We start from the raw sequence: 13,152 nt of genomic DNA on the forward strand, positions 1-13,152 counted from the left end.
GTGGCGTTCGCTCGCGCCCGCGCACAGGCAGGATGCCGGCTCGCGCGGTAGCGCTCGTCGGCACCCTGCGCTCTGTGGTCGTCTACGGGTGGATCCGGACTGTCCGGGCGGTGTTGCCGCGGACGTCCTTGACCGTGAAGTCGACGCCGTTGATGGTGCAGTGCAGCGGCGGGGTGCCTCCGCAGCCCATTTCCGTGCCGTCGCCGTAGGCCTTGATCTGGATGTTGTTCTTGCTGATCTGCGGGAAGGTGACGCGTTCGATCCAGAAGCGGTGAGCCCTGAACCCTTCGCCCTTCTTGACCTGGACCTTGCAGTCGAGGTCGGCGCACTTCTTCAGGCGCGAGGGATAGGAGATGGCCCGGGTGTCCGCTGCCGCCGCCGAATGGGCTGCGACACCCGTCACGGTCACAGCGAGAGCGACCGCGCCCATGGCTGCTTTGCGGGAGCGAGCGGCTGCGCGCCTGGTCGCTCCCCCCTTCATCTTCGTGGTGTGTTCCATGTGGCGGTTCTACCGGGCCGGCCGTGGGAGGGGTCCCGACGTGCGGCCCTGATCAGGCCCGTCGGACCGTCAGTCCTCCAGGTCCACGCGCACCGTCAGCAGGTTCGTCCCGAAGGCCCTGACGCCGACGCTGTTGAGGCGGGGCAGGCCGCGCAGGCGGGCGACCGGGTCGTCGTCCGGCAGCAGCTGGGCCGTGCCATTGTGCCAGCGCCCCCGCACGCGCACCCGCACCCGCGGATCGGCCTTGATGTTGCGGACGTACTGCGACTTCTCGCCGAACTCCGAGACCAGCCAGAACGCGTCACCGACCCGGCGGCCGCCCACGGGGGTGTCTGCCGGGGCAGGCCGGAGGTGCGGCCCGTGGTCTCCAGGACGGTCTGGAGGGGGAGGCGGCGCAGGATCGGATTGCCGACACGGCGCTGGAAGGTGGTGGCGGCGCGGAATCTGAGGTCGGCGAGGCGGGACATGGTGGGTGAGTCTCCTGTCTCGGCGTGCGAGCGTCGCGAGAACTCGGCGAAGCAGGAAGTGCCGTTGCCTCCAGGGCAGGCACCCAACTGGCCAGCATCATCGGCAGGGAGACCGCGAGACCCACCAGGAACACCACAATGGCGATGTTGAAACTGTCGGTGACGCGGTCGGCCTCCGCTCCATTGCAGTTGTCGCAGACCATCGGGGCGAGCGCGGCACCACCGAACAGGAAGACAGCCACCGGAAGCGTGATCACGGTGGAGACCAGCGCAGGAAACCACTCCCCCGGCACCCGGGCATTCGGCGATTGGTCAAGCGTGGGTTCCACTCAACGCGGATGCGAGATCAGGCACATGAGCACTTGTACTCAGATGAGTGCGGGCGGCCTGCCGGGCTCGGCCCACATGGCCGACAGAAGACCATGGGTGGCGCAGAGCCGACCTTGACCGGTTCCGTGACGACTGATTCGCCCATTACGTAGACGTCCAGGGCCCTGTCGGCCAGCCCGTGATCATCCGGCCGGGGCTGACGCATGGGCAAGTTCGAACGTGGGCTCGACTCCGAGCTCCTTCCGCAGTCGGCGCCGGAATTCCTGGTACAACTCCGCGGACCTTCCGGCGGCGCCCAGCTTCATGTGGGCACGTATGAGAAGAAGATGGCTGGGTTCGTCCAGCGGTTCCCACATGACCAAGAGTTCCGCGATCTCGACAGCCTCCCGCGGTCGCTCGCTCGACAGCAGAATCTCGCCCGCTTCACGCAGGGCATAGAACCTGCGCTGATCCCACGTCCTTTGGTGTTCCTCGACCCAAGGCGAATGCAGGTCGACCAACAAAGGGAGCTGAAGCAGCTCAAGATCAATCGTGAGGGATGGCGTGTGCGGCCACTCCGGGCGCGCGAGAGCACCGTGTGCCTGCTGCCAGTCACTGGTGAGCGCATCCGAGATGCGTACGGTCTCACCCTCCGCGATCACCAGCTCCCGGGGTGCTGCCTGGTTCACCCGCCACAGCAGTCGGCTCAGATTGCGCCGCCCGAGGCGCTCCGCCTTGTCCGGCCACAGGGACCTGATGATCGCGGGGCGGCGAGCGGTTCGCCCTTCGCGCAGTTCGAGGTAGGCCAGGAGCTCCGCGGTCTGCGGCGGCAGGCGGTAGGACTCGTCATCGGCGAGGTGGACGCCGTCATGGCCCAGCAACCGGAGTTGAACGGAACCAGGATCTCTCGTGGCACCGGTCATCGATCTGGACATAAGTCCCCCTGTCCCCGTTTGTCTGAAAGGACGGGCTGGTCGTTCGATATCTCGGAAAGACCCGCCCGTCGGATGCGACGAAGTGGTCAGCTACGCGCATCACGTGCCTTAGCAATAACAAGAGCTGATCACGAATCGCAAGCGCCTTGCGACTCGGCGCGACAGGCTCACGCGAGCCGCGAAAAAGATTCCATGAGTGTGGTGCATTGGCGCGATCCGGTTGGCTGACCAGTAGAAGGGGCGGATCGGAGACACTTCGGAGACACGTGAGGGGCATGATCTCCACATGCCTGAGGCAACGGGGAGTCGCGACGAAGCGATCGCGAAGAGAGGGCCTCGTGAACCTGTGCGAGCCGCCGGCCAACCGGCCACGGCGGCTTGGCAGTTGATTCACGGAGGATTCCTTGAACAAGAACCGCATCATCGCGAGCACGGTGCTCGTCGGCGCGCTCATAGGCGTGGGTGCTCCGGCCGCCTCTGCGATGCCGCAGGCACGACCCGCCGGCGTTGCCCAGGTTCAGACGGTCGACACCCACCGTGCGGTGTCCTCGGCCGCCGAGGTGAAGCTGACGCCGTCGGCTTCGACCGCCGGCAAGGCCGCCACGGCCTCGACGGACGTCCAGACCGACCGGGCCGGGGAGCGGGGCCGGTGGACCTGGCTCATCAACAAGCTCAAGGGCCTCGGCTCCACCGCCTGGAAGGCGCTCAAGGACGCGGCCAAGGCGGGCTACGACGCGTTCAAGAAGGCTTACGAGAAGTACGTGCCGTGGCTCGTCCGCAAGGCGATCGAGGTCGGCGCCACGGTCTACGAGGTCTACTCGGCCGTGCGGGACTTCATCGGTCTCTGACATCCGGGCCGTCTGAACGAGCCGCCACAGAGCGGCCCGGGCAGTGGCGAAGCGGTGTGCGGGCCTCGGAACCTTGTCGTTCCGAGGCCCGCACACCGCACCCCCTTCTCCTCTCGCCTCCCGCCGCATTTCACTTCGACGACTCAAGGAAGACATGAGTAAAGAAAGGCCCTCCGTGACGCCGAACGAGGCTCCGGCCTCAGTGAGTGGCGATGCCTGGCCGGTGATACCGCTCGGCCTGGCCGCTCTGCTGCTGCGCACTCTGGGCGACCACACCTGGGCGTATGTCGTGGGCGCGGTGATCGGCGGCATAGGGTTGCTGGCGGCGCTGATCGGTGTGGTCGAGTGCGTGCGCGCGGTGAGACGCGGACTCGCCCCCGGCAGGGCGGCCTGGGTGGTCGTCCTGCTGCTGGTCGGCGGATTCGCCGTGGTTCACCAGCTTGTCACGGCCTGATGGGGCGGGGGTGTCAAGAATGTCTACGATCGAGATCGCTGACCTGACCAAGGCGTACGGGAAGAAGCGCGTGGTCGACGGCCTGTCGTTCACTGTGCGCCCGGGATCCGTCACCGGATTTCTGGGACCGAACGGTGCCGGCAAGAGCACGACCCTGCGCATGACGCTCGGCCTGACCAGACCGGACAGCGGTACGGCCCGTATCCAGGGGCGCAGATATCACGAGCACGCCGAACCGTTGCGCGTCGTGGGCGCGTTGCTGGACGCGCGATGGGCGCACCCCAAGCGCAGTGCACGGGGGCACCTGACGTGGCTCGCCCACAGCAATCGGATCCCCGTCGGCCGTGTGGACGAGGTTCTGTCCCGCGTCGGGCTCATCGAAGTTGCGGACCAGCGGGTCGGAGGTTTCTCTCTCGGCATGGCCCAACGGCTGGGCCTGGCAGGTGCGTTGCTGGGGGACCCGGGAATACTGATTCTGGACGAGCCCGCGAACGGCCTTGATCCTGAGGGCATCGCGTGGATGCGCGGGCTTCTCAGACAACTCGCGGCCGAAGGACGCAGCGTCCTCGTATCCAGCCACCTGCTCGCCGAGATGGCACAACTGGCCGACGAGGTCGTGGTGATCGGCCGCGGGCGACTCATCAAGCAGTGCTCCATCACGGAACTCACCACGGTCGACGCCTCCGCGCAGGGCGAAGTACTCGTACGCGGTCCGGAACCCGGCCGTCTGCGCGAACTGCTCACCCACGCGGGCGCCACCGTGGCCGACGGCGTGCCGGGACCGGATCCGTCCGCCCCGCCCCTGCTGGTCACCGGCCTGAGCTGCGAGGACATCGGCAGGGCCGTGGCCGGGGCCGGCCTCGTGGTGTTCGAACTGACTCCGCGCCGCGGCACCGTCGAGGATGCCTACCTCCAGCTCACGGGCAGCTCGGTGGAGTACCGGGGCTCGGTGCGACCGGCGGAAGAGAGGGCCGTATGACCAGCACCGCCGTGCTGAAATCCGAGGCGTACAAGCTTCGTTCGCTCAACTCCACACCGTGGCTGCTGGGCATCACCGCGCTCGTGTCGCTCACCCTCAGCGGCCTCGCTGTGCGCTCACCCCTGGAAGGGGAGGAGCCCGGTCTGTCCGAGGTCCTGGTCGGTCCCGCCTTCGCGCAGTTCCTGATCATGGTGTTCGCGTCCCGCAGCGCCACGATGGAGTTCCGTACGGGCACGATCTGGCAATCCCGTCTCGCCGTGCCGTCCTGGACACGGCTGTTGCTGGGCAAGGCCGGGGTGATCGCGGTGCTCGCGGCGCTGATGGGAGTCCTGCTGGGGGCGGGGGGTGTCGCCGTCGCGTCCGTCGTGGCGCCCGACGCCGATGTCGTGCCCTCCAGCGGGCTCGAATGGCGTCAACTCCTCACCCTTCCCGTCGCGCTCGCCATCGTGGCCGTGCTGAGCCTGGCCATCGGTCTCCTCCTGAAGAGCGGTGGCGCGACCATCACCGCCCTGCTGGTCTGGGCGCTGGTCGTCGAACCGGCTCTGTCGGCCACGGGTGACTGGCTGGCGGGGATCGATATCGGCCCGTGGCTGCCGTTCCTGGCGCTGAGCGACTTTCAGGGGCAGTCCGGCGGTGTCTCCTTCCCCGGCGGGCCCTATCTGGCCTGTGTCTATGTGGCGGCTGTGACGGCGGCGCTGCTGGCGACTGCGATCAAGGTGCAGGAGCGTCGGGAGCCGTAGCGTCTCGACCCAGCACACCTGAACTCCGGGAAGGAGCCGATGCTCCCCCCAGCAAGAGGCTTGCCCTTCCCGGTGAGGAGATGAGGCGCTGACTGGTCATCGGCAGCCGGCGGCTCTGCAATTCCCCCGTGCACGCGGAGCCGCCCTTCTCCCAGCCCCGCCCCGCCCTCTCGGGCAGGGCGGGGCGTTTCGCCGGGCCCCGGCGAGATCGTGGCTGCGGGGAGGGACTGACGCAGTCCGGTGCAGACCCCGTAGTCCCTGGGCTTCCGCTACAACGACGCCCAGTGTCTGGAACAACTCGGCGAACCGGTGGCCGCGCTCGTCGAGCACCGCACCCTGCTGCCCTCACTGACGGGAAGATCGTCTACCGGGTCAACATCGGCACGGCCAACGGGAGGGGTCCCGGGAGGGAGGGCCTACCGTGCTCGTCGAGGTCGACGACGGAGGTGGGCGCCGGTGAGCTTCTCGGAGGCGGTCAAGCGCGGCCTGACGCAGACCTTCTCCAGGGAGGGCCGGGCTTTCCGGGCCGAGTACTGGTGGTTCAGCCTCTTCAGCATCGTCTGCTACCTCGCCGGCTTGGCCCCGACCATCGCCGGGGAGGTCCTGGTCGGCGCCCTCGTGTGGGTGCTCGTGATCGTGCCGACGCTGGACGTCTTCGTATGCGGGATGCACGACACCGGCCGGAGCGGACTGGTCGTGGTTCTGGTCCTGGACCCCGTTGATCGGGCTCATCGGGCTCATCGGGCTGTTCGGGTTCCTCTGTGAACGCAGCGGCCCGAAGACCAACGAGTACGGCTGCCCGCCGGGCACAAAGGTGGAGTGGTGAGAGGTGAGGGGATGGACATGCCTGCACGAGTGAAGCGCGTCGCGGCGGTGGTGGTCGTGGGCGTACTGGCCGTCGGCGGTTGTTCGTCGGACAAGGGCACGGACACATCCGAGGCCAAGCCGTCACCCAGCGTCTCCAAACCCTCCAAGCCGTCACCCAGCGCCTCCAAGCCTGCTGAGCCCGCGTCCCCGAGCTCATCCCCGACCGGCCCGCTACCCAAGGCCGAGAACGGCAAGGACACCGGAGCCTGCCAGGACGGGAACTGCGAAATCCTTGTCACCGAGCCGGTGGACGTCGTGATCGGCGACGGATATCTGCACGTGATCGTGGAGTACTCCACGATCACCCTCATGCGCTTCGAGTCCTCGGAATTCCTGGGCTATCTGAGCTTCGGCGACGGCGGGGAAGCCACGTTCTCCACATCGGGCGGCAAGGAGACCACCGTCGACGCCACCGCGGTCAACAAGGATGGCGCCGTACTGAAGTTCAGTACGAAGTAGCTCCGCAGGGGGTGAAGGAGGCTGAAGCTTCCCTTGGACTGGACACCAAGAGTCTCGGGTTCACTTTCCGCGCGGGCAGGGTCAGCGCCAGGGCACCTCACATCAGCTCCTCCCTCATGACTGGACGGGCGGAGGGGAAGGCTGAGGTGCATCCCGATCTGCCACAGGTCCGTGTCCAGGTACTGAGCGATTCAGTCGACGCTGCGATCACGGCTGCGGAACGTCTTCGCAATCGTGCTCATCTCTTCGGCGGCCGACATCTACGCGCTCGGCGCCTCCCTGCTCATCTCCGCAACCGGCTGGCGGGCGATGGCGTACCCGGACGACGCTCCCCGCTCGGTGCAGAGAGAGGCCGTGGCGAACGGTCGGCGTCGGCCGGTGAATGCACCTTGTGAGCTGGGCGAGTTGAGCGACGCGATGCTCAGCCATGCTCCCGAGGATCGGCCCACCATCTACGAGGTGGGTAAGGCCCTGAGCTGAATCCGAACAACGAGGTCCCTAAGGGCGCCCCAGGAAGATCGGGTTCGTGAATGCCGCCAGCGCCCCCGGCAACGGCCCCACCGCCGCCTCGTGCCGCAACTCCGCCCGTACGTACGCCGCGTACGAGGGCGTCGTACGCCACTCCACGACGCCCGAGCCCGACACCGGCAGCGGCGCGCTGGTGAACAGGACGCCCTGGTCGGTGACGAAGCGGACGGTGCAGCGGGGCGCACCGGTGGCTTCCAGGCGGACCGTCACCGGGGTGTCCCGGTCGACCTCCAACCGGCCGCCGATGCCCGCCTGTCGGCCCCGGCCGCCCGAGGCCGTGAAGGTGAGGGAGACGTTCTTGGACTCGGCGATGTACGAGCGGCCCGCCCGGATGCCCTCCTGGATCGCCTCGCGCGTGAGGTCGTCGGCGAGGACGACGGTCTGCGGTGAGCCGACCGGGTCGGGGCTGCGGTGGGCGTCGCTGTTGCCCATCGCCGGGATCCAGTCGCGGCCGTTCTCGCGCACCGACGCCACCAGCATGCTGTCCCAGTCGGCCAGCGACACCTCGTCGTCCGGCAGCAGATGGGCCGTGCCGGGGTGCCACCGCCCCCGCACGCGCACCCGCGGATCGGCCTTGATGTTGCGGACGTACTGCGACTTCTCACCGAACTCCGAGACCAGCCAGAACGGGTCACCGACCCGGCGGCCGCCCACGGGTGTCTGCCGGGGCAGGCCGGAGATGCGGCCCGTGGTCTCCAGGACGGTCTGGAGGGGGAGGCGGCGGAGGATCGGATTGCCGACGCGGCGCTGGAAGGTGGTGGCGGCGCGGAATCTGAGGTCGGCGAGGCGGGAGATCGTCTGTTGGGGGTCAGTTCGTGAGCTTGTAGTCGTAGTAGTCGGCCGGACCGGTGAGGACTGCCTGGAAGTGCAGTGGCTCGCCGTCGCTGTCCAGGGGAACCTCGTGTCCGGCGACGCGGGTGAAGCCGAGGGACAGCCGTGGCACGGTCCAGTAGCCGGGCTCATCATGCAGAACGTTCACGCCCGTCTGCTCGAGTTGCGCGATGAGTTGGAGAGCAGGCGTACGGAAGACGTCTGTGCCGCGGTAACGGACCGTGATCTCCTCGGGGCCGGGACGGGGAATCCACACCTCGGCTGCGGTGAGGGTCTTGCCGTCCTCAAGGTGGAAGACGATCTCGAACTGCGGATGGACGGCGAGCACTTTCATGTGGTGGAACTCGTCGGCGGATCCCTCGTCGCTCACCTTGATCCTGCCCAGTTCCGCTGCCGCCGTCTTGAGGGCTTCCGCAGACATGCCGAGAGGGAAGCCGGTGATGCCGTTCGGCGGGTCCAGTTCGATCTCCATGGCCGCTCATTGTAGGAGGCAGCTTCGGATCTTCCAGCCGTTGTCGGCCAGGTACTTCTGGAACTTTCTGTTGTTCGGTAGGGAGTCGGCCATTTCTTTGATAGCCGCGTCGTACTTCGTACCGTGCTTTCTGCGGATCTCGTCGATGTCCATCTTCATGGCTTCGTCGAACTTGCCCTGGAGGATAAGGGCCCGCTGCTTGGCTCTCCACAGCTCGCTGGCCTTCCCGGACCCGGTACTGATGAAGTCGCGGTGGTCGTCGTACTCCATCCGGATCGCGGGACCGGTGGATTCCTTCAGGTCGGTGGGCAGCCCGAGGCTCAGGTAGGTGGCCTTGGCCGGTACGTGGTTGACCTCGTAGCGGGTGTTGTTGCTGCCGTCGGTCCAGTTCGCCGGCAGCAGCTTGTTGTACCAACCGCCCATGCCGGAGGGCTGTTTGGACAGTCCGAGGGGGTCGATCCAGTACAGCGGGTTGGGTACGTAGGCATGCGGATTGGGGCCCGCTTTCAGGCCGAGGGGGTCGGTGCTCAGGTAGCGGCCGGTGGCGGGGTCGTAGTAGCGGAAGTAGTTGTACTCGAGCCCGGTCTCGTCGTCGTGGTACTGGCCCGGGCGTCCGAGCGGGCAGGCGCGCTCGTCGCCGGAGCGCGGTGAGAGGCGGCTGCCCCACAAGTCGGTGTCGGCGGACCAGACGATCCGGCCGTCGGGAGTGACCAGTTCGCTGGGCGTGTCGGTCAGGTCGGTGACGATGGCGAAGAAGCGCTGGTCGACGGTGACCTGGTCAGGTCTGTCGCCGGGATGTCGGGCGCGCTCGGTCTGGGACAGGGGGGTCCAGGTCCCCGGTTGCCAGTCCCAGGCGAGGGTGCGGTGGGTGCCGTCGGTGACGGTGCTGGTTTGCTCGACCAGTTGCACGCCGTCCCAGGAGAAGCGGACTTCCTCGACGGTGACGTCCTGGCCGTCCCGCTGTGCGAGTCGGCGTTTGGCCGTGCGGCGGCCGACCGGGTCGTAGTCATAGGCCCAGGTGCCGTGGTCAGGGGTGTCGATCCGGACCAGTTGGTCCTCGGCGTTCCAGGAGTAGCGCCACTCGCGGCGCTGTCCGGAGAGCGTGCGCACCAGTCTGCGGGTGAGGCGTCCCCGGTCGTCGTGCTCGTAGCTGGTGCGGCCCGCGGTGCGCAGCAGGGAGCCGGTGTAGGTGCGCTCCCGCGGTGTCGCTGTCGGGTTGGCGGGTGTTCTGGGCGTGGGTGATGTTGCCGAGGGGGTCGTAGGCGTAGGTCTCGCTCCATGACGGGGCGGCCACACGGGTGATGCGGCCCGACGGGGTCAGGTCGAAGGTGCGGCGGCCGCGGAGCCGGTCCGTGATGACGGTGGGCATGCCGTCGGGGCGGTAGCCGTAGGTGCGCTCCTGAACGCCGGTGAAGTCGGCTCCCGGCGTACCGTCGTGGGCCCAGATGGACTGGCCGGTGAGGCGGTTGCAGGCGTCCCAGGTCTGGGCCAGCGCGGCGCCGCCGCCGAGGTTGCGCGTGATCTCCCGGCCGGCGGCGTCGTAGGCGAAGCCGAGCGCGCCGATGGTGTTGTGCACGCCGGTCAGTTGGTTGTTGGCGTCGTAGCTCCAGTTGGAGACGATTCCGGTGGGGGTGGTGCGGCTGGTGCGGCGGCCGAGGAGGTCATGGGTGTAGGTGGTGGTGCGCCCGTCGACGGTTTCGCTCAGTACGCGGCCCATGGCGTCGTGTGTGTACTCCACGGCGCTGCCGTGGCTCGCGATGCGGGTCAGGCAGCCACGGTCGTCGTAGGTGAGCGTGGTGGTGGAGCCGTCGTGGTTGCGGCGCTCCACGAGCTGGCCGAGGGCGTCGTAGGTGAAGCTGGTGGTGCGGCCGGCCGCGTCGGTGGACTGTAGCAGCTGGTCGGCGCCGTCCACCCGGTAGGACAGGTCCCGGCCGGCCAAGTCGGTCTCGCCGACCAGGTGGCCCGCCGCGTCGTATTGGTACCGCCAGGTCGCGCCGTTGGTGGTGACCGCGAGGAGCCGCAGTTCGGTGTCGTACTCGAAGCTCTGCTCCTCTCCGTCGGGGAGGGTGCGTGCGGCCAGTTGTCCGAACGGGCCGGTCTTGAACCGGGTGAGCGCTCCTGCCTGGTCGCTCTGGGTGATGACGTTGCCTTCGGGATCGTAGGTCCAGGTCTCGCGGGTGCCGTCGGGATGGATGCGTTCGGTGATCTCGCCCTCGGTCCGGCGGGTGAGGCGGGTGGTGGCGCCCAGGGGGTCTGTGAAGGCGATGACGCGGCCGAAGGCGTCGTAAGTGACACGGGCGGTGTGGCCGAGTGAGTCGGTGACGGCGGTGATCAGCCCGGCAGGGTTGGTTTCGATCTGCCGGGAGTTCCCGAGGGCGTCGGTGACCGATACGAGGCGGCCTTGTGCGTCGTACCGGCGGACGGTCTGGGCGCCGACCGCGTCGGTGGTGGTGAGCAGGTTGCCGCTCGGGTCGTAGGTGAACGCGGCGATGCGGGTGTCGCCGCGGTGGGCGGAGGCCAGTTGGCGCAGCTCGGTGTATTCGAGTTGGACGGTGCCGCCGTCGGGCTCGGTGATCCGGACGGGGTCGCCGTGCTCATTGAGGTCGAACCGTGTGGTGCGGCCGATCTCGTCGGTGCGGGCGATCAGCCGGCCGAGGGCGTCGTGCTCGGTGAGCGCGGTGTGTCCGAGCGGGTCGACGGTCTTGGACACACGGTCCTGGTCGTCGTAGTGGTATTCGGTGGCGTGTCCGAGGCTGTCGGTGACCGTGGTGACCCGTCGGCCGGTGTCGTAGTGGAAGGCGGAGGACAGGTGCCCGTCCTCGCCGACGCCGCGGGTCACTCGGCCCGTCTCGTCGTAGACGTAGGTGTAGGTCTGGCCGTTTCGGTCGATCCAAGTGGTGATGCGGCCTGCGTCGTCGTACTCGTAGACGTACGGCAGCCCCGACGAGTTGACGATCTCGGCCAGCCGGCCGTCGGGGTAGTAGCCGTAGCCGACGATCTGGGTGCCCTGTCCGAACGCCGATCCGTCCAGCAGACGCATGCCCTCGATGCGCGGCCCGGCCGCGGTGACGATCGTGTCGACCGCGATGCGGTAACCGCCACTGTGCCGTACCTCGGTGGGTGTGCCGGCGTCGTCGCGGACGAAGGTGATGCGGTGGCCGTTGCGGTCCGACAGCTCGGTCAGCGGGCGTATGCCGTGGGTCAGGCCCGCGGCGGTGCCCGCGCTCACGAAGTGACGTGTCCAGCCGCGGTCGGGATCGTCGATGCGTACGGTGTCGCCCTCCTGGTCCCAGGTGAGCGGCCAGCGTGCCCCGTGCAGTGGGAGGACCTGCTGCCCGGGTTGTGCGGGCAGGGGGTAGTGCAGGACCTGCGCGTCGTCCCCGGCGTAGTGGATACCGGTGGCGTCGATCTCCAGGCGCTGGTCGAGGCTGGAGGACCATCCGGGACCGTGCAGGCGGCCACCGGGGTAGCCGGAGGCGTAGGCGCGACGCAGCACCAGAGGGAGGAGGCCGGGCAACTGGAGGTCGACGGCCGACGTGATCATCTGGCCGGAGACGACGTCGACCGGGTCGCCGGCGGTCTGACAGCCGATGTTGCCGCCTGACGACTGACCGCCCCTACTGGGGCCTGACAGGGACGGGTCGTTCCGGCCGGGTCGGCCCGGATTGCCCGTGGAGTTGAGGGACGTGCCGGGGCCGCCCCTGGGGGAGCCCCGGCCGTCGCTGTCGCCCTTGCGGAGGCTGTTCAGGCTGTCGAGCACGGACTGCTCGTTGCTGCGGTGGTTGCGCGAGGTCTTGCGGATGTTGCCCGGCACACTGTCGGCCAAATGCTTGCCGACCTTCTTCAGGGCCTTCTCCGTGCCGTTCAGCGCACCGTCCAGGACGGAGTCGAAGGCCTGGGTGAACGGATCGCGGCCGCGTGTACGGCCGAAAGCGCCCTTCGCGCGGTTGAGGGAGCCCAGCGAGTTCGACTGCATGTCCTGGCCGTGCCTGGACAGCAGCTCTGCGCCCGCCTCGTACTCGTCGTGGTCGATACGGACACCGCGGCCGCCGCCACCGGCGGAGTTCAGGCGCATTCCCGTCCCGCCATCGCTGCTGCCACCTTGCGGCACGCTCAGCGCGCCCTCGGCCAGGTCGAAGACGGCGTCCTCGACCAGCCGTTCGAGCTTGCCCGTGATCGGCTCGGTCACCCGCGCCAGCAATTCTTCGACGATCTGGTCCGCGGCCTCCTTGATGAGCCGTCGTATCAGCTCGCGCATCGCCGTGACCTGCGCGGCACCTATCAGCGCGGACAGGCCACCGGTGACGACGGCGAGGCTGAGGGAGACACCGATCGAGGCGGCCATGACGCCCAGCTCGATCTCGGCCTTGCGCTTGAGACCCTCAATGATGTCGGCGATCACGTCACAGGCCTCGGCGAACAGCCGGACGACCTCGGGCACCTGGTCCAGGTGGGAGGACTTGACCGTGTTCCAGTGCGCCTGCAGTGCCTCGACCGCTTCGCCCTCACTGGAGGAGAGGACCCGGCTCACCGCGCCCTGGGCGCCCTCGCTGTGCCGCTCCAGTGTGTCGGCGAACTCCCGCATGGCATCGGCCATCTCACGGTAGTCGTCCTCGTTCACGTTCGGAAAGCTGATTCCGATGAACTCGAGAACGCTGTCCACCCATTCCGGCAGAACGTAGCCCATCCCCCGTAACCCCCTTGAAACAACACCCCGTTGAGACATGCTTGCGAACGTGGCGAACAGACTAGCGAAACCCGTTT

General features: G+C 68.1%; 12 protein-coding genes and 2 pseudogenes. 7 read left to right on the forward strand and 7 right to left on the reverse strand.

The features are described from left to right. Positions 1-82: 82 nt before the first annotated feature. The 3 genes and pseudogenes from ACIA8X_RS27780 to ACIA8X_RS27790 all read right to left on the reverse strand — a co-directional run bounded on the left by ACIA8X_RS27780 (position 83) and on the right by ACIA8X_RS27790 (position 2,198). Positions 83-403, reverse strand: coding sequence for a hypothetical protein (locus ACIA8X_RS27780; RefSeq protein WP_393453030.1), 321 nt, complete (start codon positions 401-403; stop codon positions 83-85). 165 nt (positions 404-568) lie between these two features. Then, positions 569-966, reverse strand: a pseudogene (locus ACIA8X_RS27785) (nitroreductase/quinone reductase family protein). Positions 967-1,478: 512 nt separating this feature from the next. Beyond that, a complete protein-coding gene (locus ACIA8X_RS27790; protein ID WP_393453033.1) occupies positions 1,479-2,198 on the reverse strand; it encodes a BTAD domain-containing putative transcriptional regulator in 720 nt (239 codons plus the stop codon). Between the two features lie 416 nt (positions 2,199-2,614). Here ACIA8X_RS27790 and ACIA8X_RS27795 point away from each other — a divergent pair, with 416 nt between their 5' ends. The 7 genes and pseudogenes from ACIA8X_RS27795 to ACIA8X_RS27825 all read left to right on the forward strand — a co-directional run. Beyond that, positions 2,615-3,058, forward strand: a complete 444-nt coding sequence (locus ACIA8X_RS27795; protein ID WP_393453036.1) for a hypothetical protein — start codon at positions 2,615-2,617, stop codon at positions 3,056-3,058. A 154-nt stretch (positions 3,059-3,212) separates the two neighbouring features. Beyond that, positions 3,213-3,512: a hypothetical protein gene (locus ACIA8X_RS27800; RefSeq protein ID WP_393453039.1), complete on the forward strand. Its 300-nt coding sequence runs from the start codon at positions 3,213-3,215 to the stop codon at positions 3,510-3,512. Positions 3,513-3,531: 19 nt separating this feature from the next. Next, a complete protein-coding gene (locus tag ACIA8X_RS27805) occupies positions 3,532-4,491 on the forward strand; it encodes an ATP-binding cassette domain-containing protein (protein WP_393453042.1) in 960 nt (319 codons plus the stop codon). After that, the gene (locus tag ACIA8X_RS27810) at positions 4,488-5,231 is read left to right on the forward strand and encodes a hypothetical protein (protein WP_393453045.1); all 744 of its coding nucleotides are present in this window, start codon (positions 4,488-4,490) and stop codon (positions 5,229-5,231) included. The genes ACIA8X_RS27805 and ACIA8X_RS27810 overlap by 4 nt, the downstream gene beginning before the upstream one ends. A gap of 456 nt (positions 5,232-5,687) precedes the next feature. Continuing rightward, entirely contained in the window at positions 5,688-5,996 is a 309-nt protein-coding gene (locus ACIA8X_RS27815; RefSeq protein ID WP_393453048.1) for a DUF805 domain-containing protein, read from the forward strand. Between the two features lie 78 nt (positions 5,997-6,074). Continuing rightward, the gene (locus tag ACIA8X_RS27820; RefSeq protein ID WP_393453051.1) at positions 6,075-6,557 is read left to right on the forward strand and encodes a hypothetical protein; all 483 of its coding nucleotides are present in this window, start codon (positions 6,075-6,077) and stop codon (positions 6,555-6,557) included. A 252-nt stretch (positions 6,558-6,809) separates the two neighbouring features. Continuing rightward, positions 6,810-7,037: pseudogene (locus ACIA8X_RS27825) on the forward strand (protein kinase); the annotation flags it as partial. Positions 7,038-7,055: 18 nt separating this feature from the next. On the opposite strand, the gene ACIA8X_RS27830 reads toward ACIA8X_RS27825, so the two are convergent. The 4 genes from ACIA8X_RS27830 to ACIA8X_RS27845 are packed head-to-tail and all read right to left on the reverse strand — an operon-like array spanning position 7,056 to position 13,075. Further along, positions 7,056-7,880, reverse strand: a complete 825-nt coding sequence (locus ACIA8X_RS27830) for a nitroreductase/quinone reductase family protein (RefSeq protein WP_399459399.1) — start codon at positions 7,878-7,880, stop codon at positions 7,056-7,058. 13 nt (positions 7,881-7,893) lie between these two features. After that, positions 7,894-8,388 carry a hypothetical protein gene (locus tag ACIA8X_RS27835; RefSeq protein WP_393462886.1) on the reverse strand — a complete coding sequence of 165 codons (495 nt, stop codon included), beginning with the start codon at positions 8,386-8,388 and terminating at the stop codon, positions 7,894-7,896. A gap of 6 nt (positions 8,389-8,394) precedes the next feature. Further along, entirely contained in the window at positions 8,395-9,498 is a 1,104-nt protein-coding gene (locus ACIA8X_RS27840; RefSeq protein ID WP_399459362.1) for an RHS repeat domain-containing protein, read from the reverse strand. Continuing rightward, the gene (locus ACIA8X_RS27845) at positions 9,416-13,075 is read right to left on the reverse strand and encodes a DUF6531 domain-containing protein (RefSeq protein WP_399459363.1); all 3,660 of its coding nucleotides are present in this window, start codon (positions 13,073-13,075) and stop codon (positions 9,416-9,418) included. The genes ACIA8X_RS27840 and ACIA8X_RS27845 overlap by 83 nt, the downstream gene beginning before the upstream one ends. Between the last annotated feature and the right edge of the window lie 77 nt (positions 13,076-13,152).

The organism is Streptomyces sp. NPDC051738 (assembly GCF_044453205.1).
GTDB lineage: Bacteria > Actinomycetota > Actinomycetes > Streptomycetales > Streptomycetaceae > Streptomyces.